This is a genomic window from Hellea balneolensis DSM 19091 (assembly GCF_000428525.1).
In the GTDB taxonomy this organism is placed as follows: domain Bacteria; phylum Pseudomonadota; class Alphaproteobacteria; order Caulobacterales; family Maricaulaceae; genus Hellea; species Hellea balneolensis.
On record NZ_AUAC01000008.1, the window covers coordinates 141,612 to 167,447 of the forward strand.

The 25,836-nt window shown below is 49.1% G+C and carries 23 protein-coding genes; 10 read left to right on the plus strand and 13 right to left on the minus strand.

The features are described 5' to 3' along the window. Positions 1–2: 2 nt before the first annotated feature. The 8 genes from F569_RS18175 to F569_RS0113455 form a co-directional block, all read right to left on the minus strand. Entirely contained in the window at positions 3–680 is a 678-nt protein-coding gene (locus F569_RS18175) for a metallophosphoesterase (protein WP_051279899.1), read from the minus strand. 12 nt (positions 681–692) lie between these two features. Beyond that, positions 693–1,391 carry a crotonase/enoyl-CoA hydratase family protein gene (locus tag F569_RS0113425; protein WP_026942617.1) on the minus strand — a complete coding sequence of 233 codons (699 nt, stop codon included), beginning with the start codon at positions 1,389–1,391 and terminating at the stop codon, positions 693–695. Between the two features lie 165 nt (positions 1,392–1,556). Then, positions 1,557–3,749, minus strand: coding sequence for a 3-hydroxyacyl-CoA dehydrogenase NAD-binding domain-containing protein (locus F569_RS0113430; RefSeq protein WP_026942618.1), 2,193 nt, complete (start codon positions 3,747–3,749; stop codon positions 1,557–1,559). A gap of 97 nt (positions 3,750–3,846) precedes the next feature. Next, on the minus strand, positions 3,847–4,308 hold the full coding sequence (locus F569_RS19990) for an endonuclease domain-containing protein (protein ID WP_267879454.1): 462 nt from the start codon (positions 4,306–4,308) through the stop codon (positions 3,847–3,849). Beyond that, the gene (locus tag F569_RS0113440; RefSeq protein WP_026942619.1) at positions 4,262–5,473 is read right to left on the minus strand and encodes an acetyl-CoA C-acetyltransferase; all 1,212 of its coding nucleotides are present in this window, start codon (positions 5,471–5,473) and stop codon (positions 4,262–4,264) included. The genes F569_RS19990 and F569_RS0113440 overlap by 47 nt, the downstream gene beginning before the upstream one ends. 49 nt (positions 5,474–5,522) lie before the next feature. Then, positions 5,523–6,680: an acyl-CoA dehydrogenase family protein gene (locus tag F569_RS0113445; RefSeq protein WP_026942620.1), complete on the minus strand. Its 1,158-nt coding sequence runs from the start codon at positions 6,678–6,680 to the stop codon at positions 5,523–5,525. Positions 6,681–6,739: 59 nt separating this feature from the next. Further along, positions 6,740–8,530 carry an acyl-CoA dehydrogenase C-terminal domain-containing protein gene (locus F569_RS0113450; RefSeq protein WP_026942621.1) on the minus strand — a complete coding sequence of 597 codons (1,791 nt, stop codon included), beginning with the start codon at positions 8,528–8,530 and terminating at the stop codon, positions 6,740–6,742. Positions 8,531–8,533: 3 nt separating this feature from the next. After that, positions 8,534–9,037: a MerR family transcriptional regulator gene (locus tag F569_RS0113455; RefSeq protein ID WP_026942622.1), complete on the minus strand. Its 504-nt coding sequence runs from the start codon at positions 9,035–9,037 to the stop codon at positions 8,534–8,536. Between the two features lie 217 nt (positions 9,038–9,254). Here F569_RS0113455 and F569_RS0113460 point away from each other — a divergent pair, with 217 nt between their 5' ends. The 3 genes from F569_RS0113460 (at position 9,255) to F569_RS0113470 (ending at position 13,019) form a co-directional block, all read left to right on the plus strand. Next, positions 9,255–11,750 (plus strand): SEL1-like repeat protein, encoded by a 2,496-nt coding sequence (locus F569_RS0113460; protein WP_162143785.1) that lies wholly within the window; start codon positions 9,255–9,257, stop codon positions 11,748–11,750. A 13-nt stretch (positions 11,751–11,763) separates the two neighbouring features. After that, positions 11,764–12,237 (plus strand): GNAT family N-acetyltransferase, encoded by a 474-nt coding sequence (locus F569_RS0113465; protein ID WP_026942624.1) that lies wholly within the window; start codon positions 11,764–11,766, stop codon positions 12,235–12,237. 149 nt (positions 12,238–12,386) lie between these two features. Then, positions 12,387–13,019, plus strand: coding sequence for a hypothetical protein (locus F569_RS0113470; RefSeq protein ID WP_034388946.1), 633 nt, complete (start codon positions 12,387–12,389; stop codon positions 13,017–13,019). Between the two features lie 74 nt (positions 13,020–13,093). Here F569_RS0113470 and pyrF read toward each other — a convergent pair whose 3' ends face one another. Next, a complete protein-coding gene (gene pyrF / locus F569_RS0113475) occupies positions 13,094–13,786 on the minus strand; it encodes an orotidine-5'-phosphate decarboxylase (protein WP_026942626.1) in 693 nt (230 codons plus the stop codon). Between the two features lie 7 nt (positions 13,787–13,793). Continuing rightward, positions 13,794–14,615, minus strand: a complete 822-nt coding sequence (locus F569_RS0113480) for an SDR family NAD(P)-dependent oxidoreductase (RefSeq protein ID WP_034388948.1) — start codon at positions 14,613–14,615, stop codon at positions 13,794–13,796. A 75-nt stretch (positions 14,616–14,690) separates the two neighbouring features. On the opposite strand from F569_RS0113480, the gene F569_RS0113485 reads away from it, so the two are divergent. Genes F569_RS0113485 through F569_RS0113500 form a run of 4 tightly spaced genes read left to right on the plus strand, consistent with a single transcriptional unit; the run spans position 14,691 to position 18,118 of the window. Continuing rightward, positions 14,691–14,996, plus strand: coding sequence for a hypothetical protein (locus F569_RS0113485; RefSeq protein WP_026942628.1), 306 nt, complete (start codon positions 14,691–14,693; stop codon positions 14,994–14,996). A 1-nt stretch (position 14,997) separates the two neighbouring features. After that, entirely contained in the window at positions 14,998–15,789 is a 792-nt protein-coding gene (locus F569_RS0113490; RefSeq protein ID WP_026942629.1) for a sterol desaturase family protein, read from the plus strand. 29 nt (positions 15,790–15,818) lie between these two features. After that, complete coding sequence (locus tag F569_RS0113495) at positions 15,819–16,373, plus strand: LemA family protein (RefSeq protein ID WP_026942630.1); 555 nt, start codon at positions 15,819–15,821, stop codon at positions 16,371–16,373. After that, positions 16,373–18,118, plus strand: coding sequence for a DUF2207 domain-containing protein (locus F569_RS0113500; RefSeq protein WP_026942631.1), 1,746 nt, complete (start codon positions 16,373–16,375; stop codon positions 18,116–18,118). The genes F569_RS0113495 and F569_RS0113500 overlap by 1 nt, the downstream gene beginning before the upstream one ends. Positions 18,119–18,135: 17 nt before the next feature. On the opposite strand, the gene ttcA is transcribed toward F569_RS0113500, so the two are convergent. Together ttcA and F569_RS0113510 are read right to left on the minus strand one after the other, a co-directional pair. Beyond that, the gene (ttcA, locus tag F569_RS0113505; protein WP_034388951.1) at positions 18,136–19,023 is read right to left on the minus strand and encodes a tRNA 2-thiocytidine(32) synthetase TtcA; all 888 of its coding nucleotides are present in this window, start codon (positions 19,021–19,023) and stop codon (positions 18,136–18,138) included. Positions 19,024–19,032: 9 nt separating this feature from the next. Beyond that, a complete protein-coding gene (locus F569_RS0113510; protein ID WP_051279901.1) occupies positions 19,033–20,646 on the minus strand; it encodes a mechanosensitive ion channel family protein in 1,614 nt (537 codons plus the stop codon). A 101-nt stretch (positions 20,647–20,747) separates the two neighbouring features. Between F569_RS0113510 and F569_RS0113515 the strand changes: the two genes are divergently transcribed. Then, entirely contained in the window at positions 20,748–21,971 is a 1,224-nt protein-coding gene (locus F569_RS0113515; protein ID WP_026942634.1) for an argininosuccinate synthase, read from the plus strand. Positions 21,972–21,979: 8 nt separating this feature from the next. Here F569_RS0113515 and F569_RS0113520 read toward each other — a convergent pair whose 3' ends face one another. Then, positions 21,980–22,660 carry a hypothetical protein gene (locus F569_RS0113520; RefSeq protein ID WP_154813751.1) on the minus strand — a complete coding sequence of 227 codons (681 nt, stop codon included), beginning with the start codon at positions 22,658–22,660 and terminating at the stop codon, positions 21,980–21,982. A gap of 208 nt (positions 22,661–22,868) precedes the next feature. Between F569_RS0113520 and F569_RS0113530 the strand changes: the two genes are divergently transcribed. Together F569_RS0113530 and F569_RS0113535 are read left to right on the plus strand one after the other, a co-directional pair. Beyond that, on the plus strand, positions 22,869–24,284 hold the full coding sequence (locus tag F569_RS0113530) for a Glu/Leu/Phe/Val family dehydrogenase (protein ID WP_026942637.1): 1,416 nt from the start codon (positions 22,869–22,871) through the stop codon (positions 24,282–24,284). Between the two features lie 85 nt (positions 24,285–24,369). Continuing rightward, positions 24,370–25,509, plus strand: coding sequence for a zinc-binding dehydrogenase (locus F569_RS0113535; protein ID WP_026942638.1), 1,140 nt, complete (start codon positions 24,370–24,372; stop codon positions 25,507–25,509). The last annotated feature ends 327 nt before the right edge of the window (positions 25,510–25,836 follow it).

The following is a 25,836-nucleotide window of genomic DNA, read 5'->3' on the forward strand; positions in this document are numbered from 1 at the left end:
ATCTATCGCCCAAACACGCTTGAAACTGAATTATACTCAGAAAACAAATCAGCAACTTTTCTCAGTGTCAAAATCCCTGTTTCCCACGCGCCTGTATCTAGAAAGTAGCGGTTTCCGACCCATCTTGGTGAATCCAAAGGAGTATGGCCATGAATGGTTATGTCAACTCCCTCCACATTATAGTCTATATTCCCACGTAATATGCGCCGTCCCCATAACATTGCGTTTTCACTGCGTGGGTTCTCACGACTGGCTTTCCAGTTCTGACCATCTGTTTCTGCGTGGCAAATACCAACCGCAAATTCTTCACATTGAAGTGTCATTGAGATTGGAAGCAGTGCTAACTGCTTTGCCCAACTTTCAACCTTTTCAGGAAGTATCCATTTTGTCCATGATCCGTAGCTATTCCACCAGTCATAACCTTCGCCATTTTTAACGGCATCTATCAGCATTTGTTCGTGATTGCCTCTTACAAGGTAGAACCATGGCTCATCCAATAAAGTTAAGCATTTTTCGCTGTCAGGCCCTCGGTCTATGAGATCACCAACAGAAAATAACCTGTCATTCTCTCTATTAAACCCTACACGTCTTAGTTCTTCTATTAAGAGGCCGTAGGCTCCGTGAATATCGCCAACGACGAAATCTCTACCATTTAAGTTTTGAGAAACATGTTCGTGCATTACCGATACAAACTACATCGCGTGGACTTTAGCGGGATCCAGATCGTCTTCAATTGCTTGATCAAGTATCGCAAAAATCTCTTTACGGCTGCGGAGTTTGGTCTCTTTAAAGGCTTTAGGATTTAATTGACCGAACATCTGTCCCACCATCGGTATCGCCATGGGCCATTGCTCGGCGGGGACGACGCGGTCAAAGAAACCGGCATGCATCGCGCCTTTGGGGCTGAAAATCTCGCCATTGATGACGCAGCGGTTAAAGTAATTTTTTGCAAGATGATATCGGCCCATTTCAATTCCGAAATTATGCATAGTCATGCCGATGAGGGTCTCATTTAAGCCGACTTTAAAATCACCCTCTTTAATCATGGAATAGTCACAAGCGAGTGCGAGAAAAGCGCCCATGGCAATGGTGTGACCCGGGGCCGCCATAATAACAGGGCGTGGAAATGCCATGAGGCGGCGTGCAAATTTTGAGCCTTTAGAAGTGAGTTCTAGCGCGTCTTGTGGTCCGTCGCCCATTTCTTTGAGATCAAATCCGCCGGACATCATGCCCTCGCGACCTGTGATTACGACAATCGCATCTGCGCTTTCCGCTTCGTCCAAAGCCGCATTTAAATCCGCCCACATCTGTGAGCCCAGGGCATTAGCTTTGCCGTCATCAAGCGCGATAACAGCAACGCCGTCTTTTATAGTAGTTGTGACTTTTGACATGATGGTCTCTTTCTTTTTTAGTGACTCCCTCTCCCATAGGGAGAGGGGGGACCGCGTAGCGGCGGGTGAGGGGCCCGATGTCAAAAGGGAGTGCCAAACGACAATCAAGGACCCCTCATCCGCCCTTCGTGCACCTTCTCCCCATGGGAGAAGGAGTCTATTTATCTAAGCCGCAGCTTTACGGCTGAACTTACTGTAAAATGTTTCACCGCTTTTTGACATTTCGCGAAGGAGCTTCGGAACTTCGAATTGCGGACCATAGCTTTCTAAGAGCTCATCAGCGCGGGCCACAAATGCCTTTGCTCCAATCGTGTCGATGAAACTTATCGCGCCGCCTGTGAAGGGCGCAAAGCCCCAACCAAAGATCGAGCCGAGGTCAGCTTCGCGCGGATCATGAATGATGCTCTCATCAAAACAGCGTGCCGCCTCAATCGCTTGGGCATACATCAACCGGTCTTTAATATCAGAAACATTTGGCTGTGGGTCTTGGAGACCATTGACCGCAAATTGACCGAGTTCTGGCCAAAGGTGCTTTTCGCGGCCTTCATAGACATAGAAGCCTTTGCCGTTTTTACGGCCATAACGTTCAGAGTTATACATCTTATCGATGATAACATCGCCTTTGCCTTCGACATATTGGCTGCCAAGGTCATGCTTGGTTTGTGTCATAACTTTATAGGCTAAATCAATTGCGACTTCATCTTGCAGACTTAGCGGTCCAACCGGCATGCCTGCCATTTTACCCGCATTTTCGATCAGCGTAGGTTTCACGCCTTCGGAGAGCATATTATAACCCTCTTGGATATAGCGCATGACGCAACGATTGGCATAGAAACCGCGTGTATCTTCAACAACAATAGGCACTTTGCGAATTTTAGAGACGAAATCAATGGCGCGAGAGATGGCATAATCAGATGTCTTCTCGCCTTTGATAATTTCAACCAACATCATCTTATGGACGGGGCTGAAGAAGTGAATACCAATGAAATTTTCAGGACGGCTAGAGGCACTCGCCAAATCCGTGATTGGAATAGTTGACGTGTTAGAGCCAAAGACGGCTTTGTCACCAATAACCTCTTCGGCCATTTTAGTGATCTTGGCTTTAAGCTCTGAATTTTCAAAAACAGCTTCAACAATAAGATCAACATCTTTGAGTTTGGAATAATCCGTCGTGGCTTCGATGCGGTTGATAATTGAATCGGCTTTTTCTTGCGTAGATTTCTTACGCTTCACCCGTTTCATTTGCTCATCAATCGTAAATTGCTTACCTTTATCCGCGCCTTCTTGATCTCGGTCGATCAGGACAACATCAAGGCCTGCCATGGCAGAGACATAAGCCACACCTGCACCCATAAAGCCTGCGCCAATCACGCCGACTTTTTTAACTTCGCCTTTTTCTTGACCTTCTGGGCGTGCTTCGCCTTTTTCCAAAGCTTGCTTGGAGAGGAAGAGTGAGCGGACCATATTTCCAGACTCGGGACGGAGCATCAGGTCACAGAAATAACGGCTTTCAATGCGAAGCGCCGCATCCATAGGGACTTGGCTGCCTTCATAGACACAAGCAACGATATTGCGCATGGCCGGATAGTTACCAAAACTCTCTTTGCGCACCATAGCATTGGCACCCGCAAACATTTGATAGCCTTGCGCCGTGTAAGGCGCGCCGCCCGGAAACTTAAAGCGGTCCATATCCCAAGGTTGCTTCGCTTTGGGATTATCAAGAACCCATTTTTTAGCTGTCGCAATTAATTCATCTGCTGGAACTGCGGCGTGGAAAATACCCATCGCTTGCGCCTCAGCGGCGCGGAGCTGTTTACCCTGCAAGAGAACACCAGAGGCCGCCATTAAGCCAACAAGACGCGGCAGACGCTGCGTACCGCCCGCTCCCGGCAACAAACCAATAAGGGCTTCTGGAAGTCCGACTTTGGCGCTCTTATTATCATTAGCCACGAAGCGGCCAGTACACGCCATCACAAATTCAAAACCACCGCCAAGGGCAAGACCGTTCAGCGCCGCTGCAACAGGCTTGCCGCAGGTTTCGAGGTCACGGAATAATTGATTTAACTTATAAACATTCTCAAAGAGAGCTTTTTTAGCTCCTTCTGGATCTTTGGCCATTTGCTCACGCGCACCTGACAGATTGCTGCCCATTTCTTCAAGGTCGGCCCCCGCGCAAAAGGCTTTTTTACCGGATGTAATGACGGCGCCTTTAATGCTGTCATCGGATTTAATCATATCCGTTAGCTCTGCGATTTCGCTCATTGAACTTACATTCAGCACGTTCATAGAACGGTCCGGCATATCAAATGTGACAAGCAACACGCCATCAGCATCTTTATCTAATTTGAAATTTTTCATTTTGTTAGTCTCCTAAAATCTTAGCCTTCGCGTCCTCACCCCATTTATGGGGGAGGTGTCTATGCGTTTCCTTGGAAACGCTAAGACGGAGGGGGAATTAATGTCCACCCTCAATATTGTTTCTTATTTGCTCAATAACCTCATCAAGCTGATCATAAATCTCATAATTCCAAAACCGCAGAACTTGCCATTCTTTGGCTTCTAAATACTTGGTTCTCTCTTCGTCGTAACTTTCATTTCCAATGTGGCTGTCGCCATCAAGTTCAATTATCAATTTTTCCGAGATACAGGCAAAGTCAACGATATAGGGTTTAATTGGGTGTTGCCGACGGAATGAAACGCCGAGTTGTTTACGCCTGATAGCTTCCCAAAGAATGATTTCCGCGGCAGGCATGTTTTTTCGATTATGTCTGGCATACTTTCTTTCCTTTTTATCGTCTCGTCTGCTGATAGAGATTCCCCCTCCGTCCTTCGGACACCTCCCCCACTGCGTGGGGTGAGGACACGCTTCGTTACACTCTTTCAATAATCGTGGCTGAGCCCATGCCGCCGCCAACACAAAGCGTAATCAGCGATGTCTCTTTGTCAGAACGCTCAAGCTCATCCACCATTGTGCCGAGGATCATTGCGCCTGTTGCGCCGAGCGGATGGCCCATCGCAATCGCGCCGCCATTCACATTGATTTTGTCATGGTTGATGTTGTGCGCTTGCATGAAACGCAGCACGACTGAAGCGAAAGCTTCGTTCAGCTCGTAAATATCAATATCATTGACGTCCATTCCTGCGCGTTTCAGCGCTTTGGTCGCGACAAACTCAGGACCTGTCAGCATGATAGTGGGCTCGGAGCCAATTTCCGCAAACGCTTTAATACGCGCACGCGCTTTAAGGCCAAGAGCTTCACCCATTTCCTTCGTTCCGATGAGAACAGCTGCCGCGCCGTCCACGATGCCAGAACTATTACCCGCATGGTGAACATGTTTAATGGATTCGATTTCGGGATATTTTTGCATCGCCACATAATCCATGCCGGGCATGACTTTCCCCATAGCTTCAAAAGCCGGGTTCAGCGAGCCGAGGGACTGCATATCTGTTTGCGGACGCATATGCTCATCATGATCCAAAATCGTTACGCCAAGCTGATCTTTGACGGGGATAATAGATTTTTTGAAACGGCCTTCATCCCAAGCCTTTTTCGCGCGCTTTTGCGATTCAACCGCATAGGCATCGCAATCGTCACGAGAGAAGCCATATTTCGTGGCAATCAAGTCGGCTGAAATACCTTGCGGCACAACGGCATGATCAAATGCGATTTGCGGATCAACACCCATCGCCCCGCCATCACTGCCCATAGGCACGCGCGACATATGCTCAATGCCGCCGCCAATTGTCATATCGGCCATGCCGGCCATAACTTTGGATGCTGCCATATTGACCGCTTCAAGGCCAGAGGCACAAAAACGGTTAATGGTTACGCCCGCTGCTGTCTCAGCATAGCCTGCCGTGATAGAGGCTGTTCGCGCAATATCCGCGCCTTGTCCCGCCACAGGTGACACACAGCCCATGATAATATCGTCAATCTTGGATGTGTCGAGGTCATTACGGTCGCGCACAGCTTCGAGCTGTTGTGTCAATAATGAGAGCGCCGTTATTTCGTGCAAGCTCCCGCTCTTTTTGCCTTTACCGCGCGGTGATCTCACCGCGTCAAAAATATATGCGTCAGCCATTATGGGCCTCCTTTGAAGGATTATTTAATTCGTTTATTTTATGTGTTCTTTAAAGTGAACGCGCAATCAGCAGCTTCATGATCTCATTAGTCCCGCCATAAATGCGTTGCACCCGACTGTCGCGATACATGCGGGCGATGGGGTATTCGTTCATAAAGCCGTATCCGCCATGAAGTTGGAGGCAGCGGTCAATGATTTCGCATTCTTTATCTGTTGTCCAGTATTTCGCCATAGAGGCCGTCACTGTATCTAGCTCTCCGCGAAGATGTTTCTCGGCGCAATCATAGACAAATGTTTTTGCGATCGTGACAAGCGTTTTACATTCCGCGAGTTCGAATTGTGTGTTTTGGAAATCTAGGATGCGCTTGCCAAAAGCTTTTCGCTCTTTGACATATTCGATTGTTGTTTCCAAAGCCGCTTCCATCTGAGCGACGGATTGCACTGCAATATTGAGGCGCTCTTGCGGAAGCTCGCTCATAAGCTGAATAAAGCCCATGCCTGTGTCAGAGCCTAAAAGTGCATCTGCCGGAACTTTCATATCGTCAAAGAACAGCTCAGCTGTGTCTTGCGCGTCCATGCCAACTTTATCGAGAATACGTCCGCGGCGGAAACCTTCGAGGTCATCCGTTTCAACCACGAAAAGTGACTTGGAGTGTTTTCCTTCGCCGCCCGTATCGGCCACAACGATAATCAGATTGGCGGTACCACCATTTGTGATGAAGGTTTTAGAGCCATTAATGACCCAGCCATTACCGTCTTTTTTGGCATTTGTTTTGACGCTTTGCAGGTCAGAGCCTGTTCCAGGCTCTGACATGGCAATCGCGCCGACAAGTTCACCGCTCGCCATTTTCGGAAGCCATTTTTGCTTCTGCTCTTCCGTGCCGTAATGCAGGATATAAGGCGCGACAATGGCATTATGCAGCGAGAGACCAAAACCATCGACTTTGGCTTTGACAAGCTCTTCCATGATAATCATTTCGTGGCGATAATCACCACCGCCCCCGCCATATTCTTCAGGGATAGCGCAGTTTAAAAGGCCCATTTCGCCGGCCATATTCCAATATTTGCGGTCCACTTTTTTATTCTTACGAAAGCTTTCCGAATGCGGCGCCATTTCACGGTCATAGAAGCCGTACACGGCCTCACGGAAAATATTGATATCTTCTTCGTCATACCAATCGGGGTTTTTAAAATCTATAACGGCCATTGTCTTTCCTCCAAATTATTAGGACCAGCCAAAGCTGATCCTCTGTTTTATGTAATTAATTAAAACGCAGCGGCTTCGAGCGCCATGAGCGGTTCCGCGCCTGTTTTGATTTTCGCCAAATGCGCGTCCATCATAGGGAGCATACGCAGCACGAAATATCGGCCTGTGATGATTTTATTTGTGTAATACTCATCATTAGACCCGGCATCAATTTGCGCTTGGGCTGTTAAGGCCATTTTTGCCCACATATAGGCGAGAGTCGTCAGGCCCATCATGTGCATATAGTCGACAGAGCCAGCCCCTGCATTATCAGGGTTGGTCATGCCGTTTTGCATCATCCACATTGTGCCTTCGGTCAGCTTTTTCTTGGCATCTTTCAGCCCGCCCATAAATTCTGCGACATTTTCATTATCGGCATTTTCGCCGAGGAAGGCATCAATTTCCGAATTAAGCGTCATAAGCGCACGACCGCCTTTGCGGGCGAGTTTACGGCCAACAAGGTCAAGCGCTTGGATACCGTTTGCGCCTTCATAAATCAGCGCAATACGCGTATCGCGCACAAATTGGCTCATGCCCCATTCTTCGATAAAGCCGTGACCCCCAAAGATTTGCTGACAATCAATTGTTGTCGCCATCGCTTTGTCAGTGAGGTAGCCTTTAATAACGGGCGTCAAAAGACCCAGATAATCATCCGCCTTTTCCCGGTATTTCTCATCCGGATGGACACCTTCGAGGTCTTCCATAAGCGCGGCCCAATAGACGAGAGCGCGGGCGCCTTCGTTAAAGGCTTTTGTTTCCAAAAGCATACGGCGCACATCAGGGTGAACAATAATCGGATCGGCGGGGCCATTTTCATTTTTTGGCCCTGTCAATGAGCGGCCTTGGAGGCGATCTTGAGCGTATGCCACCGCGTTTTGATACGCAACTTCGGATTGCGCAAGGCCTTGCATCCCGACATCGAGGCGGGCGCGGTTCATCATGACGAACATGACCTTCAGACCCTTATTCTCTTCACCGATAAGATATCCTTCGGCTTCATCATAATTCATCACGCAAGTTGAATTTCCGTGAATACCCATTTTATGCTCAATCGCGCCGCAAGTGACAGGATTGCGCTCACCCGCATTGCCCTCTGCGTCGAGTTTAAATTTAGGGACAATAAAGAGCGAAATTCCCTTCACGCCAGCCGGGGCGCCTTCGATACGGGCGAGGCAAAGGTGGATGATATTACCTGACATATCATGCTCACCCGCAGAGATGAAAATCTTCTGGCCTGTGATTTTATAAGACCCGTCAGGGTTAGGCACGGCTTTGGTTTTCAACATACCCAAATCGGTACCACAATGCGGCTCGGTTAGGTTCATTGTACCCGTCCACTCCCCTGAGATCATTTTTGGCAGGAATGTGTTTTTCTGATCATCTGAGCCGCCAATTTTAATCGCAGCTACCGCGCCATTTGTGAGGCCTGGATACATAGCAAAGGCCATATTTGCAGCAGATTGCATTTCACCTGCTGCGATGTGCCAGACGCCTGGCATACCCATGCCGCCATATTCGGGGTCTTGCGCCAATCCCATCATGCCGCCTTCAACGACTTGCTGATAAGCCTCTTTAAACCCTGTCGGCGTTGTGACGCTGCCGTCTTCATGGCGCTTGCACCCTTCTTGGTCGCCAACGATGTTCAGCGGCGCAAGCACTTCGGACGTAAACTTCGCGCTTTGCTCAAGAATAGCGTCCAGCGTATCCGTATCCGCTTCGGCATATTTTTCATAATCCGTTAGCTGCCCGACATTGAGCATTTCTTGCATGACGAATTTCATATCCCGCACGGGAGCATTATAAACAGGCATGATTTATCCTTTTAGATCTAATGTTTCGGCAGAATAATCATCTGCCAGTGTTTGTTTAAATTTAGCGTCATAAGCCGTAGCCAGATCGAAAACGCCGTCACTATCCGGCACATTTTCCACATTTTGAGAAATGATCGCGCATATTTCAGACATATTTCTCGAAATCACATCTATATCCTCACGGCGGCGTTTTAAGGACCGAATAGCAGATTCGAAGTTTTTCTTACGGCGCAACAGCTCAACACGGTCTTTAATATGACCATCCGTCACTTCGAGCACTTCTTTAATGTCATCCAGTGTAAATCCTATACGTTTGGCGCGCATAATACGTTCGAAACGAAGATAGTCCTCGGCATCGAAAACACGCACTCCGGCATTCCGCGCAGGCTTTAAAAGACCTTTATCCTCGTAAAACCGGATCGTTCGCGGCGTCACGTCAAAGATCTCCGCAAATTCGCGGATTCCCCAACTCGCTTCGCCGAGCGACATATGGTTGTTTTTTGACATGATAGCCACATAGTTGACGTTGACGTCAACGTCAAGTGATTTGAATGTAATTTATCAGAGCTCCATATTGCCGGCGGGCTGTGAAAAGTCCCATAAAAAGGGACAAAAAAGTTAACGTTTTAACGCGTCATTAACCACAATCACCTTCTATTGCACTTGAGTAAGCCCGTGCAACCGCATGTGGGCCAATGAGGCATTTGAAAAGGCTTTTGGGGAAATGACAAAATCTACGCCAAAAACAAACGCTTCCCAGACTGTAAGCCGCAAAACGGCTGCCAAAAAAAACTCCGCCTCCTCTCCCCAAGAGCTTTTAAAACAAATCTCAAGTCTTGAAACACGTATGAAGCGGGCTGACACTTTGACGCGTAAAAGCGTAAAAGCCCTTGAAAGCACCGTGGCTTCTCTGGATGAACGCACCCGCAAAGACAGAACCGCCGGTAAGGCGGCGCTAACGCGTAATGTAAATCAGCTTTCCGCCAAGCTGACGGATATGATGGCGCAAACACAGTCTCAAGTGAATGCGGGACTTAAGACCGCTTTAGCGAATCCGACCGTCGAAAATTTAAATGCTGCTTTGTCACAAGCTCAGCAACGTATGGATGTCGCCGAACGCGCTCAGGCTGCCGCAATTTCGAAAGTTAATCGCCATCTTTCAGCCATCGCCACTGCTGTCGAGGCGCGGATTGAAGAGGAAGCCAAAGCCCGCCAAGCCTCAATATCTGAGTTAAGAATACACACCGAAGATAATCATAAGGCCCTCAGCGGGCGCGTTGATACAATCGAAAAAGATACGGCGCAGGCTTTGGCCCGTGTTGGCGATAAGATTGCTGAGCTTTCGGGTGAGCTGACACAGCGTAACACGGCAAGCGAGCTGTCCATTCGGGAGAAAGTCTCCGAAGTTGCCCTGCAAACGCAAAGAGAATTTGAAACATACCGCGCAGGGCTAGAGCGCCGCATTGATAATGTCGCCGTGAATGCCGCTCAACATGATACTCAACACCTTGAGAGAACCATTGAAACCCTGACCGCGCGGCTCGAAGGTTTGGAATATGCTGTCGCCAACCCGCCTGAAATGCCCGAGCAAAATTATCAAAGCCACAGTCATGAGGCCCCGATAGACCCGCCCATGGCCGCCTACGCACCCCAGCTTAGTGTTGTTTCTGCCCAAGACATATCTGAGGACTATACCCCGCCGCTAAACCGCGCGCAGGATCTTCACAGCGAGGACGCCTATAGGTCTGATGCCTATAATATGACTGCACCAGATGCATTTTCTGTTGTTCCTGATGCCCCAATGAGCGCTGAAGCTATTCCTCCGAACCCTTATTTAGCCTCTCAATTCAACGAGTCTCAAGCGCCTGCCGCAGAGGCGCATATTCCAGTGGAGTTTAACCCCGCAGATTACGCACAGCCTGCAAGCGCCCCGCAAACTGCTGCCTCCTCGCAAGCTCAAGGAGCTGCGGAGCCAATGGCGGCCAATTTTCCAATCCGTGATTTTGAAACTGTTGAGACATCAGCCCCGCCTCCGCCGCCTGTGAACGCCGAACTTGACGTCCTGCCATATGCGGATCCGGCCTATGCAGAAAATGACCCTACAATGGACCGTATGCGTATCGGCGGAGAGAGCGAGACTAAATCCGCCCTGCCTAAACTAACGGGACGAAACTTGCGCGTTGCGGCTCTTGCAACGGGTATCGCAGTAATTGGACTTGTAGCCGCAAAGGGTGTCTTTGGTGGAGATAACACCCCGAATGCGCCGCAACAAATGGCTCAAACTCAACAAGCGGCCACAAAAACAGCGCCTGTTTCAATTCCTACGCCTGATACATCCGCCGCGCCAATTGGTGATTATGCCGATAATAAAGCCCCTGAGGTCAAAACGGGCTCCTCTGAAGCGAAAACACTTAACTCTGCCGCAGCAGCAGGAGATCCTGTCGCGCAATTCCAGCTTGGGCTTTCTTATCTTGAAGAGGGGCGCACCAATGAAGGTGTCGCGCTAATACGAAAATCCGCCAATCAGAACCAACCTGCCGCGCAATACCGCCTCGCAAAACTTTACGAAGTTGGCGAAGGCGTTTCGCAAGATTCCAATATGGCAAGGCAGCTCACAGAACGCGCGGCAACCAATGGCAACCGTATCGCTATGCATGATCTGGCTCTTTATTATGCCGAGGGACGGGGAGGCGTTGAATCAGACCTACCTATTGCGGCCAAATGGTTTGAAAAAGCGGCTGAGCGCGGCGTTGTGGATTCACAATTTAACCTCGGCGTCTTATTTGAAAGCGGCCAAGGATTGCCCAAAAATGTCAATGAAGCTTTTGTCTGGTATTCCATCGCGGCAGCTCAAGGTGACCAATTTGCCAAAACCCGTGTTGAGACCCTGACACCAACTTTAGATCAAACAAATCTGGTCAGTGCGGCGGCGCGCATTAAAAAATTCCAACCCAGAAAAATTGATGAAGCGGCCAATGGCATCTTCCGTAATGTGGCATGGAATAGAGCTAATAAGACTTCCGGTAGTCAAGTCTCTCAAGTTAAGCAGGTTCAAACACTGTTGACCGATTTGGGTTACGATATTGGCGGGGCTGATGGGTCAATAGGACCCAAAACACGGGCTGCCATTATGAGTTTTGAGCGGGCCAATAGTCTGCCTGAGACGGGCCGGGTGAATACGGCCTTACTTGACCGCTTAGAACTTGCGGCAGGCGCATAAGGAGAAACACCGCGTGATCTCACGTGAAGTTATATGTGTTGCCAAGACGTCTGAAGACATTGCTTCTGTCAAAGCCATATTCCTGGAATATATGCATTTTATTGAGGACTATCTTGGCGAATCTCTGAACTTTCAAGGCACAGAAAAAGAATTTGCCGATTTTCCAAACACATATGATGCCCTGTTTCTGGCCAAGCTTGACGGCGCTCCCGTCGCCGCCTGTGGTTTGAAACCGTTTAAGCCTGGCATTTGTGAATTAAAGCGCCTTTACAGCCGTCCCGCAGGGCGCGGGCATGGTTTCGGCGAGAAACTAACCCGCGCAACAATAATAGACGCCCGCAAAAGAGGTTATGAAAAAATCTATCTGGATACAGATGCGGGTCTAACCCATGCCAACCGCGTCTATGAAGAGTTGGGCTTTAAGGATATCGAACGATATTACGACAATCCCATGGGATGTTCCCGCTATATGGCGCTGACACTTTAATCAGATGACACAACCTCTTTTGAGGCTGACTTTCCATCAAACGTCTTAAAATTAAGGACTCAAGAGAATCGTCTCTCAGGGGAATCACTTTGCTTTGGCACAGCTGTTGCAGTGTTGTTTGGCAAATGTATCAAATTGAGAGGTGGGTTATGTCCCGTATTTTTACTACTGTTGCCGCGATCGCTGCAACCACTCTAATGTCTAGCGCAGCATTTGCAGGCTGTAATTCCGGCACATATTGTACAAGTTCGGGCCATAGCTCTACGCTTCCGTCGCTTTCAAGCTGGTCTGGGCCAAGCTATGCTACGAATAATGCGTCAAGCTACGCATCGGCCTCGTCATATTCATATGGGTCATCCAATAGCTATTCCGGCAATAGCTATTCTGGCACAGTGTCATCGTCATATGCAGACAGCACTTACGGGACAGGATCAATCAGCAACGCTTATGCGGGCGGCGATGTGCAAATGTACGGCTTTTCTGGATCGACAGCCTCTGTCCCAGGTCTTGGCGCAAACGAATCTTTGCAAGCCACTTCCTGCCCCGTTAGCGTTCATAATCCGAGCGGCGCAAAAGTTCTTGGCTGTTACAATGTTGTGAAGCCGGTTCCGCAAACGACTTATTACCGCGTTGTACGCCCCGTTGTTTATGTGCGTTATCCTGTACCTGTTGCAGTGCCTTATTGGTCGGGCTGCACAGTCGTGACACATACATCCCGTTATGGTGACCGTTGGGGCCAAAGTGGTTATCAGGGCGGTCATTACGGACGCCGCTGCGGTTAAAGACTTCGGGCTGTTACACTCACAGCTCTTATAGACCACATAGTGAAGACCTCTCGCTTTCAGCGGGAGGTTTTTTATGCACGCATATTCGCCAATACATTCAAAGCGGCCTGACGCGGGTTCTCAGAGGCGGTGATCGGGCGGCCAACGACAATATGCGAAGCTCCGCCGTTTAGCGCAGCCCACGGCGTTGCAATGCGCTTTTGATCGCCTTTATCTCCGCCCGGCATCCTAATGCCCGGCGTCACCACCAAAAAATCATCCGGCACACGCGCCCGAATTTTGCACGCCTCCAAGGGACTGGACACAACGCCGTCAATCCCCGCCTCTAAGGCTTGTTCAACGCGCCGCATGACCAGCTCTTCTGCGGAGTAGTTATAGCCAATATCTTCGAGCGCTTGCCGGTCAAGTGAGGTGAGAACGGTCACGCCCAATATTTTCAAGCCGCTATCCCCGCGCCCCGCCGCTGCTGACACCATGACATCCGGGCGCGCATGAACCGTAAGCAAGTCCGCTCCAAGACCGCTAATAGACCGCGCCGCTTTTTCAACCGTTGCGCCAATATCGTGAAGTTTGAAATCGTAAAATACATTCTTGCCCATCGCCTTGAGCTCTTGCCCAAATTGCGCCCCGCCAAGCGGAAGTAGTTGCAACCCGATTTTATAGCTGACAACCGCATCCTCTAATGTCTCAACCATGTCGCGAGCTTGCGCGATTGTCGGAAGGTCGAGCGCCACATAAAGCCGCTCATCCGGTAAAACATCCATTGCCATATCAATCAATCTTTCTGAACTTTTCAGAGTTTTTTGCCATTAGGCTCTGCGCAATGCTGTTAGGAAGCACTTTGCCCAAGGTCGCAATCGTCTTATTCACGCCGCCCGGCACAAAGACAGCGCGGTTACGTTCGCAAGCTTCGACGCCCATCTCGGCACATTCATCCGCCTCCATCATCATATAGGCCGGAAGTTTATTCATCGCCTCGCGCGTGCCGTTGACATCGTGAAATTCGGTATAAGTAAAGCCGGGACAAAGCGCCGAGACATGCACCCCGCTGCCGTCCAATTCCATATTCAGGCTTTGTGAGAATTTAATCAGAAAGCTTTTTACCGCCGCATATAATGTATGCCCCTTGGAGCCTGGCATATGCCCGGCCAGAGATGCCACATTGATGATACGGCCAAAGCCGTTTTCGACCATAGCCGGCGCGAGCTTACGCGCGAGTTCACATGGCGCTGTCATCATGAGCTGAATAAATTTGGCGTGGTCGTCCCATTCACTTTCCAAATAGACGCCAGGATGACCATACCCCGCATTATTCACAAGCCCGTCAATATGCAGCCCTTTAGCGCTCATCCGGGAAATTAAATTATCTGTTGCGTTGGGATCAAATAAATCAATTTCAAAGATATGACTTGTGGTGCCGTATTCTTGTTTCAACTCTGTCGCAAGAGCGACCATCGGCGCTTCCCGCCTTGCACATAGCGCCAGATCCCAACCTCTTAGAGCATATTCTTTGGCAATAGCTGCGCCAATACCCGCAGAGGCGCCCGTAATTAAACAAAGAGGTTTATTCCCGTTCTGGTCAGAGGACGCCATAATCTCACAAATAATTTAGGTGTTAATTTTCATATGTTTGTTACCTTAGGCCCGTATAAAAGTCTAAGGTGAATTATGCGCGAGCTCATTTTAATCACGGCCCTGCTTCTGACCGCTTGCGCAACAGCAGGGGCCGAACCGGAGCGTTATGCCGGTTTTGATTGTGCGCAACTCGCCGATTTAAAGCGCAGCTATACGCAATCTTCCGCGCGATATGATCTTTTCCAAGATAGCGATATCAATGAGCTTGAGCGCCGAAATGCCTCGAAGCGGAATCTGGCAGATGTCGGGCAATCCCGCCCTGATCTGCGCCCCTATGAGGTTGAGCAGGAAAAAGAAATTAATTCGATCCGCGCCGCGTCTCGCCTCAAGGGCTGTTAATGTGAGCGAAACCGTTCTGCGCCTGAGCATTTTTGCGGGCGCCTTAATTCTATTTTCAACCCTCGAAGCGCTCTTCCCCAGACGGCAAAGAAACCTGCCTCGCCAAGGACGATGGCTCACCCATTTGGGCATTACCGTGATCGACAGTTTGGCTGTGCGCATATTAGGCCCGATAACGGCGATAGCCACTGCAATTTGGGCCCATCAAAAAGGCGCCGGATTATTCAATTTTGCAGACTGGCCAATATGGTTTGAAATTACGCTCGCCTTTATCCTGCTAGATTTTGCCATCTATCTTCAGCACGTCATCAGTCACCGCGTGCCGCTATTTTGGCGACTGCACAAAGTGCATCATACAGACCGCGATCTGGACGCAAGTTCTGCTGTACGCTTTCACCCCGCCGAGATTATTCTCTCCATGATATATAAATGCGGTGTTGTTCTTATTATAGGGCCGGCAGCTTTGGCCGTCTTAATATTTGAAATATGTCTCAACGCTTCGGCCATTTTCAATCACGCCAATTTAAAGCTCCCTCTCGGGCTCGATAAAGCGCTACGTGTTTTTATTGTGACGCCCGATATGCACCGCGTACATCATTCGGTTATTGAAAGTGAAACCAATAAAAACTTCGGATTTAATTTTTCAATTTGGGACAAGCTTTTTGGAACGTATAAGGCCCAACCTGAAGCGGGTCATGACGGCATGATCATCGGCTTGTCAGAACATCAATCCGCCAGCCCTTCACAATTATGGTGGAGCCTTAAACTGCCATTTGCCAAAACGCCTAAATAATCATAACTTGAATCCCAAAAGGGGTTCCTATGGTTTTGATTATTCCGGCTATTATCTTGGCGCTGTTGATCGGCGCTGTTATTATTTTCAACAAGCTCGTGAGCCTTCGCCAAATGAGCGAAAATGGCTGGAGCGACATTGAAGTTCAATTAAAGCGCCGCGCTGATCTTATCCCGCGCCTTGTTTCAACCGTCAAAGGTTACGCGTCCCATGAGCGCAAACTGTTTGAAGATGTCACCGCCAAGCGTATGCAAGCCCTCGCCGCCGGGAATAATCCACGCGAGCGCGGCGTTGCTGAAAGCCGCCTCAAGCAGCCCGTCAGCCGCATCATGGCCTTGGCTGAGGATTACCCGGATCTGAAAGCCAGCGGAAATTTTTTGGAGCTCCAAGAGGAGCTTTCTGATACTGAGGATAAAATCGAAATGGCCCGCCGTTTTTATAATGGCGCTGTGCGTGAACTAAACACCAAGATTGAAACCATACCGTCCAATCTCGTCGCGGGGCCGATGGGATTTAAAACGCGCGACTATTTTGAAATAGATGTCATGGACGCCGCCGCACCCGATGTGGAATTTTCATCGTGATGCGTTTCTTTTTAAGTTTCTTTTTTGCTGTTTTAATTTCAAGCACAGCTTGGGCGCAGGAACGTATTACGAATTTCGATGTAACCATCGACGTCGATAAAAGTGGTGACCTTTTGGTTACAGAGGACATCACAATTCAAGATGCGCCAGGGCAGTCTCGCCGTGGTATTTTCAGAGAGCTTTACGCTAATTATGAATTTATGGGCGTTAAACAAGATTATGAGTATGAGCTCATATCCATAAAACGCGAAGGTAAAAGTGAAAGCTTCTCTCGCCAAACGAATGATGGGGCTGTTCTGTGGCGCATCGGGAACCGCGATATTTATCTCCCAAATGGAACGCATAATTATGAGATAAAATACCGCGTCTCAGATCAAGCCCGCCGCCATCTAGATGGGGGTGTCGCCGTAAAAGACGAAATTTATTGGAATGCCACGGGAACTTTCTGGCCATATCCCATCGAGAAAGCTTCAGCCACAATCATATTCCCAAAAGGTGCGGAAATTATTGAACAATACGCCTATACAGGACGGCGGGGAGCATCAGAGTCTAACTACGCCGCCGAAAAGCGTGATAATGTTGTGGGCTTTGAGACGACTCGAATCTTACAAACTAATGAAGGCTTGAGTGTTGCCGCCTCTATCAACCCTGGCGTTATTGACCCTATGAGCGCTGAGCGCATTCAACAGCTTAATTGGATACGCAAAGGCGGCCCAATACTGCTGGGGCTTGGCGGCTTGGGGCTCTTTGTCTATTATATCACCATGTGGGGCCGTGTGGGCCGCGACCCACAGAAACTTCCTGTTTTTGCGCGTTATGAACCGCCAAAAGGGTATTCCCCTGCAGCTGTGCATCACATTCATCATAAAGGTTTTAAAAAAATGGACGCGCTCACATCCACCTTAATGAGCCTGTCAATGAAAGACGTTTTGGACATTCACGCCACAAAGAAAAAAACGACACTAACATCTATGCTCATGAACCGCGATAGCGCGGCGCTCTTGGAGGATGAGCGTTATCTCTTAGATTTATTCTTCGGAAACCGCGACGGTAAAATTGTCATGGATAAAACAACAGATACGAGCTTTTATAAAAAAGTTTCAAAGTTTACACGCTACATAAGCAAAAACTATGGCCGCAGCTATCACCGCTCCAATGCGGGTTGGGGCCTTTTGGGCATGGCTATCAGCATTGCCATAATTATCTTTGTCATGAACCAGCCCGTTTCGACCAGTGGCCCTATATTTTTGGCAATTTTAGGCGCTATCGCGGCCATGAATATTTTGTTTTTCATACTCTTGCGTGCACCCACAAAAAGAGGTGCTCAAATCACGTCTGAAATTGATGGTTTTAAACTCTATCTGGAAACAGCCGAAAAAGACCGTATCAATACAGCCAACCCGTTAGGCGACAGACCGCCCATGATGACAGTTGAGCTTTATGAGCGCTTCATGCCTTATGCCGTAGCCTTGGGCGCAGAAAAACCGTGGACAAAACAGTTTGAAACGACCTTGCCGATTGAGGCGAAAAATTATGAACCCAACTATGCTCATGGCTCACTAATTGACAGCAAAGGCGGCGTACCTTGGAAAATGTCAGACGCTCTCGCTACAGCGATGACCGCTGGCGTCGCGGCTGCTGCGCCCGTCAGTCAATCCTCAAGCTCAGGCGGCTTCTCATCGGGGTCAAGCGGAGGCGGATTTTCGGGCGGCGGAAGCGGAGGCGGCGGAGGCGGTAGTTGGTAGCCGCCCTCTCCTGATAGTTAAGGCACATCCTTATCATCACCTTGCGGCGTTATGCCTTCAAAATCAAACAGCTCACCGTCCAATAAATGGGAGGGCCGTACTTGGCTAAGCGCTTTAAGCATACTAGCCTTTGTGCCGGGGGCTTGCTGCTCCCACTCTTCCAAACGCTTGGCCATAAGCTGTCTTTGAAGGCCGTCCTGGGAGCCGCAAAGATTACAAGGAATAATCGGACATCCCAGCGCGGCGGTCAGCCTTGCCAAATCACCCTCGGCTGTCTCAATAAGGGGACGCAGAACCGTGACATTCCCCTCATCATTTAATAGCTTTCCGGGCATCGATGCCAAGCGACCCCCCTTGGTGATATTCATCATAAATGTCGCCAAAGCGTCCTCGCGGTGATGGCCGAGGACAATTGCACTGCAGCCTTCTTCTCTTGCAACGCGGTAAAGAATTCCGCGCCGCAGACGTGAACATAAAGAGCAATAAGTTTTTCCTGCCGGAACTTTTTCTGTCACTATGGAATAAGTATCTCGCATTTCAATACGGTGCGGCAATCCAAGGCCCTCAAACCAACTGGGCAGTATATGCGCAGGGAAGTCAGGCTGTTTTTGATCCAGATTACAAGCCAATAAATCAACGGGCAGATCACCTTGTGCTTTCAGATCAAGCAAAATAGCAAGGAGCGCATAGCTGTCTTTTCCGCCCGATAAACAGACAAGCCATCTAGCATTTGTCTCTATCATCGAAAAGCGGGAGAGCGTTTCCATGACCTGCCGTTTTAAGCGTTTGCGAAGATGATTAAAATTAGACGAGGAGCCAGCCCTTGCAAAAAGTGTTCGCGCAGCTTTCTTATAATCCGCCGCAGCCTTATTGTCGGCTTTAATGTCTTTGCTTAAAACCGACATCGCCGATCTCTACTTAACCATCCGAACCACACGCTGCGGAAACGGAATTTCGACATTATGGGCTTTAAGCGTGCGCCAGACGATGAAATTCAGATCAGAGGTAAATTTATTCGGCCCGTCATCAATACCGGAGCACCAAAACTCAATCGCGAATTTTATGCCAAAGTCTCCAAATTCACGTAGCTCAAGGTCAGGCTTCTCGGGTTCTTGCAAGACACTTCTGTGCTCTGAAATGGCCGGAATAAGAATGTCTTCGAGCTTATCAATATCCGTATCAAATGAGACCGTGAAATAAACTTCATAGCGTTGACGCGGATCTTTATGTGTCCAATTTTCATAAGCACTTTCGGTGAAAACAGTGTTCGGAACCATGATGTCTTTGCCGTCTGTCGTCTCCACCGTTGTCGAGCGCATATTGATCGCTTCAACATGGCCTTCTTGTCCATCCGGCAAAACAACAAAATCTCCGACCTGAACGGTCCTATCGAATAAAATAATAAGCCCGGAAATAAAATTTGCCGCAATGGGCTGAAGGCCAAAACCAATCCCCAAGCCAACTGCTGAAAAGATTACGACAAGCCCAGAGAGAGGAATACCTGCAAAACTTAAGATGAGTACAAATAGAATGATAAAGAGGAAAATTTGAAAGAGCTTCGCAACGATTTCGCGAACGCTCATATCCAGACTTTCTTGTGCGCGAATAGCTGTCTGTCCTTTAGCGTTAGACAAATTGCCCAACCAAAAGAAAAGCGCCCCAAAAACGGCAAGCCTGACCATGGTCATAGCCGTGATCGGCGTATCGCCCATGGTCATCAGCTCGGCCCCGTTAAGAGCACCTAAAAGATTATCAAAATATCCAAAGACAATAATTAAAGCGAGGGGGATCAAAATCCACGTTGCTAGTTTGCGGATTAATTCATTTCCGATGAATGTTTTTATGGCCTTATAGAGCAAGAAAACAACTGCCAGACCCTGAGCTAATTTAACGAGCCAATCTTGTCCTGCAATGGGCACGGATTTTAGTATGACCGCGAATGCCGCCAACAGCGCCACCAATAATATCGCCCTTAGAAAATCTCTTAATCTGTAAATATAGTCACGAACAACTTTCAGCTTTATGCCGTCCTGAGGCTTGTCACGGAATAAAAAAATACGCTTGCGTAACACTCCCGAAATGATTGGGGACAAGAAATAGGCCGCAATAACCGCGCCTATTTGTGCCAAAAATGAGGGGCTTTTCAGTTTCTCAAAAAGAACATTCCATATTGATAAAAGCGCTGTTTTTAGCTCTTCAGCATTTTTGGGTATCAGAGATTTTTTGGGTGTATCAGAGGCCTCCCCTCTTTCTGCGGCTGCTTTTTCCTGTTGTTCTCTCAGGGCCCTCGCAATGGCCCGGTCTGCTTTCTCGCGCGCGTCCAAAGCTTTCGCGAGAGCGGGATCTGTTAAATCAACAGCGGGGTTCGTCTTCTTAATATCAGCCGGCTTTGAACTTTGCGGGACTTGCAGCGTCTGTTCGGCTTCGGGCGCGGCTGGTTCGGCACTGTCTTGGGCATAGGCTTGCGGAGCACATAAACATAAGAGCGCGAAGCACCATACAACAATAAAATGACAGATATTTTTCATAACCCTGTACTCCCCCCGAATAATAGAGCCTGTGTTAGTCATTAGTCTATCTTTTGTAAACGCTTTTGGGCTATAGCCTCACGCAAATTGCGGAGACTATCATGAGCACACCTAAAAAAGTCGTCCTCGCCTATTCCGGCGGATTGGACACTTCAATTATTTTGAAATGGCTACAGGAAGAGAAAGGTTGTGAAGTTGTCACCTTCACAGCTGACCTGGGCCAAGGTGAAGAGCTAGAACCCGCCCGCCGCAAAGCCGAAGCTGCTGGGGTTAAAGAGATTTTCATCGACGACCTACGCGAGGAGTTCGTACGGGACTTTGTCTTTCCCATGTTTCGCGCGAACGCCCTTTATGAAGGGCTTTACCTGCTCGGCACCTCTATTGCGCGGCCTCTCATTTCCAAACGCCAAATTGAGATTGCGCATCAAGTCGGCGCGGATGCCGTCTGTCACGGCGCTACGGGAAAAGGAAACGACCAAGTTCGTTTTGAGCTTGGCTATTATGCGCTCGATCCTGAGATCAAAGTCATCGCGCCTTGGCGTGAATGGGATCTAAACTCCCGGAACAAACTCATCGAATATGCAGAAAAACACAATATTGAAATTGCCAAAGATAAACGCGGCGAAGCCCCCTTCTCTGTTGATGCGAACCTCCTGCACACCTCTTCAGAAGGAAAAGTCCTCGAAGACCCTTATCAAGAAGCGCCCGATTATATTTATCAGCGCACGGTTTCACCTGAGGACGCCCCGGATAAAGCCACCTTTATCGAGATTGGTTTTGAACGCGGCGACGCTGTATCCATAGACGGCGAGGACATGTCACCCGCCACGATATTGACCAAGCTCAATGAGCTTGGCGGCACGAATGGCATTGGCCGCTTGGACCTTTTGGAGAACCGTTATGTCGGCATGAAATCACGCGGCGTTTACGAAACGCCTGGCGGAACGATCCTTTTAATGGCCCATCGCGGTATTGAACAAATCACGATGGATAAAGGTGCGAGCCATCTTAAAGATGAGCTTATGCCAAAATATGCCGAACTGGTTTATAATGGATATTGGTATTCACCCGAGCGTGAAATGCTGCAGGCCGCGATTGATAAATCCCAAGAACTTGTTACCGGAACTGTTCGCCTTAAACTCTATAAAGGGAATGTCGATATCGTTGGGCGTAAGTCCGAATATTCACTTTACAGCCAAGAGCATGTGACCTTTGAAGAAGACGATGTCTATGATCAAGCCGATGCCGGGGGCTTCATCAAAATCAATGCCCTACGCTTGCGCCTTTTAAAAGCACGTGATCGTAAGGCTGGAAAAAATAGCTGACTCTAACTTTAGGGCGCTTTTGCCTGTTTAATGGGCTTGGCCTCCGCCGGAGGTAAATCGGGCCGCTGTAATTGCATGGCACGGCGTTCAATATCTCTGAAGTCTTGTGAGCTTGTGTCTTGCAGCACATTTGTTATCACAAAATTACCGGCAAAAAACAGGGCCATGCCCGTGACCATCCCCATTATAAAGGGGCGAACTGTTGATCTTTTCGCCTTTTTAGGCGCCTCATTTGCGGGTGTTTCAATTATGTTTGAAGCCGCCTCTATTTCCCGCGCCTTGGCTTTGCGCACTTTAGCTTTACGGCCCCCTTTTATCGGGGACGACTTTTTGCCTGACACGTCCTCTTGAGCCGAACCGTCACTTCCCGGAGGTAGACCAAATACTGGCGCCGGAGGCATGTGATGAATCGGGGTTTGCGGCTGCATCAGTCCGCGGGAATCATCCCAGCTTGGAACAGGGCTTTCCACCGCAGATGCGTAAGTCTGTTCAGGATAGTTTTGCGCAACATAGGGCTGTAAGCCGCTTTGAGCTGACATGTTATCAGACGCAGCATATGCTTCAGCACTATATATTTCATATGGGTTCGTGCCCGCGTCCGAATACTCCTGCGGATAAGCAGACTGTTGCGGCGGATAAGCCTCTGGCTGGTCATAGTTTTTACTAGGATCATATAATTCAGCCATCATCACGCCTTTCTAACCGAAAGAGCTTGTTAAACCATAAATCTGAAAAAGCGTTTAAAGCCGCATTAAAGAAGTCTTCAGCATTTACCCGTCTAAGGAATCTATTGCTGCGGCTTTGGAGAACTTTGGCATATATTGCCCCTATTATTTCATTAGCCGTAACGCCATAAATCTTATAGCTTATAAACATCTCCCGTTTTAGAGAGTGATCATGACCCAACCTTCTCAAAAAGAACTCAATTTCCGCCAGAGCGTTGAGTTGATGTTTAACCGCGCTGCAAGCTTCACGGATGTCTCGCCCAAAATGATTGAGAAAATCCGCGTCTGTAACGCAACTTATACTGTGCGTTTTGGCGTTAAATTGCGCGGCGAAGTGCATACTTTTACGGGTTACCGTGCTGTGCATTCAGAGCACCGCGAACCTGTCAAAGGCGGCATTCGTTACTCGCTGGATGTCAATCAAGACGAAGTCGAAGCCCTCGCAGCTCTGATGACCTTTAAGACCGCTTTGGTCGAAGTCCCATTTGGCGGTTCCAAAGGCGGTCTTTGCATAAATCCCAAAGAATGGAATGAAGAAGAACTGGAACGCATCACGCGCCGCTTCACATTTGAGTTGGCGCGCCGCGACCTGATCCATCCATCGCTCAATGTTCCTGCTCCTGATATGGGAACGGGTGAGCGTGAAATGGCTTGGATGATGGATGAATATCGCCGCCTGAATAACACCAATATTGATAATATTGCCTGCGTTACGGGTAAGCCTGTCCACCTCGGCGGCATTGAAGGCCGCACAGAAGCCACGGGCCGCGGCGTTCAATATGCGCTGCAAGAATTTTTCCGCCATGCGGACGACAAAAAGAAAGCCGGTCTGCGCGGTGAGCTTGATGGCAAGAAAGTTGTTATCCAAGGCCTCGGTAATGTGGGCTATCACGCCGCCAAATTCCTGTCCGAGGAAGACGGCGCGAAAGTGACAACGGTCATTGAACGCGGCGGTGTCATTCGCAATGCCAAAGGCATCAATATTGAAGAGCTGTATCAACATATGAAAAGCGGCGAGCCGCTGAAAGAGTTTAGCGGCGGGGAATGGAGCGATAATAAAAATGCGCTTGAAGAAAAATGTGACATCCTTATTCCGGCCGCCATGGAAGGTGTAATCAATGTCGAAAACGCTCATAAGATTAAAGCTAAAGTTATTATCGAGGCCGCGAATGGCCCAGTGACCGCTAAAGCCGATAAAATCCTGCGCGATAAAGGCATCTTTATTATCCCCGACCTCTACGCCAATGCGGGCGGCGTGACCGTATCTTATTTCGAGTGGGTCAAAAATATCGGGCATATTCGTTTTGGCCGCCTTCAACGCCGCAACCAAGAGGGCAAGCAACGTGCCTTGATGGAAGCACTGAATGATAAGGGCATTAAGTTTTCCAAGAAATTTAAACAGGACTATATTGACGGGGCCGATGAAATTGACCTCGTGAGAGCCGGCCTCGATGACACCATGCGGGCCTCTTATGGCAATATCAAAGCTGCGCTTGAGGAAAAGCCCGAGCTTGAAGATATGCGAACAGCCGCTTTCTACACGGTTATCGAAGATATCGCGCTGCATTACCGCTCTATTGGCCTTTAGGGTTTTTAGCTTTAGAGGATTATCCTTTAAAACTAGACCATAAGCCGCTAAACCATGGCTTCGTTTAACCCTTATCGGAGCCCTCATGTCTTTACCCACTGCTTATCACCAAATGCTGTCCACCCTCTCTGAGGAGGCTGAGCTGCGCATGGAGCTTGTGGAGAAACCCTTTCCAACGCCAAAGGCCCATGAAGTTGTCATCCGCGTCGAAGCCACGCCGATTAACCCGTCCGACCAAGGCGTCATGTTTGGTTGGTCTAATATGAGCAGCGCCAGTAGTAACGGCAGCGGTGCAGACACAGTTTTGAAAGCCCCTGTCACGCCCCAAGGCATGGCTATTATGAAAGCCCGTATCGGACAGAATCTTCCCGTCGGAAATGAAGGTGCAGGCACCGTTATTGCCGCGGGTGACAGCCCGGAAGCCCAGGCCTTGATGGGGAAAACCGTCGCCGCTTTGTCCGGCGCTATGTATGCCGAATATTGCACCGTTCCCGCGATGAGCTGCTTGCCGCTTTTACCGGAACATAGCGCTAAAGACGGCGCCTCTTGTTTTGTCAATCCACTGACGGCGCTCTCCATGGTTGAGACCATGAAGCTTGAGGGACATAGTGCCCTTGTCCATACCGCCGCCGCGTCCAACCTTGGACAAATGCTCAATAAAATTTGCCAAGCTGACGGGGTTGATCTTGTCAATATTGTGCGCCGAGAAGAACAAGTCAAAATACTAAAAGACCTCGGCGCGAAATATATCGTCAATAGTTCCAGCGAGACTTATATGACCGACCTCACCGATGCGATTCACGCCACTGGCGCAACGCTCGCCTTTGACGCGACGGGCGGCGGACAACTCGCCTCGCAAATCCTGACCGCCATGGAAGGCGCCGCCGCGCGCACGCCTGGCGCTTATAGTATTTATGGCTCGATTCATCATAAGCAGGTTTACCTTTATGGCGGATTGGATGTGTCTCCGACGACGCTGACGCGTGGTTACGGCATGGCGTGGGGGGTTGGCGGGTGGCTTCTTCCGAATTTCCTTGCCAAGATTGGTATGGAAGCAGGGAATAAGCTTCGCATGCGAGTGGCCAAGGAATTAAAAACAACATTTGCAAGTCACTATACGGATGAAATTTCACTCACTGAAGCTTTGGACGCTGATATCGTCGCCAGATATTTCGCCAAAACCACAGGCGAGAAATTCCTTATCTGTCCGCAAAAGGATATTTAGGCCCTTTGAACTCACATCGTCATCACCCGGCTTGATCGGGTGATCGATATGGCGCGTAAGCGTTAAAGTCGTCATATTAACTTCCACTGTAAATTCACCGCATGGGTAGCCCGATCACGTCGGGCAATGACGCGTCTGGGGAATGCGGAATAAAGATACACTTACCCTGCGAACTGCCCCGACTTTTTTTAAATGAAAGCCAACATTTACCTCGTGCCCAAATAAATGGACGTCCGCAGGGTCGATGCCTTGAGGCACCTTCTTAAGATAATAAACACAAGGCACTAACCCTGCGGCGGTGATTTTATCGGCGGCGTCTCAAGTGAC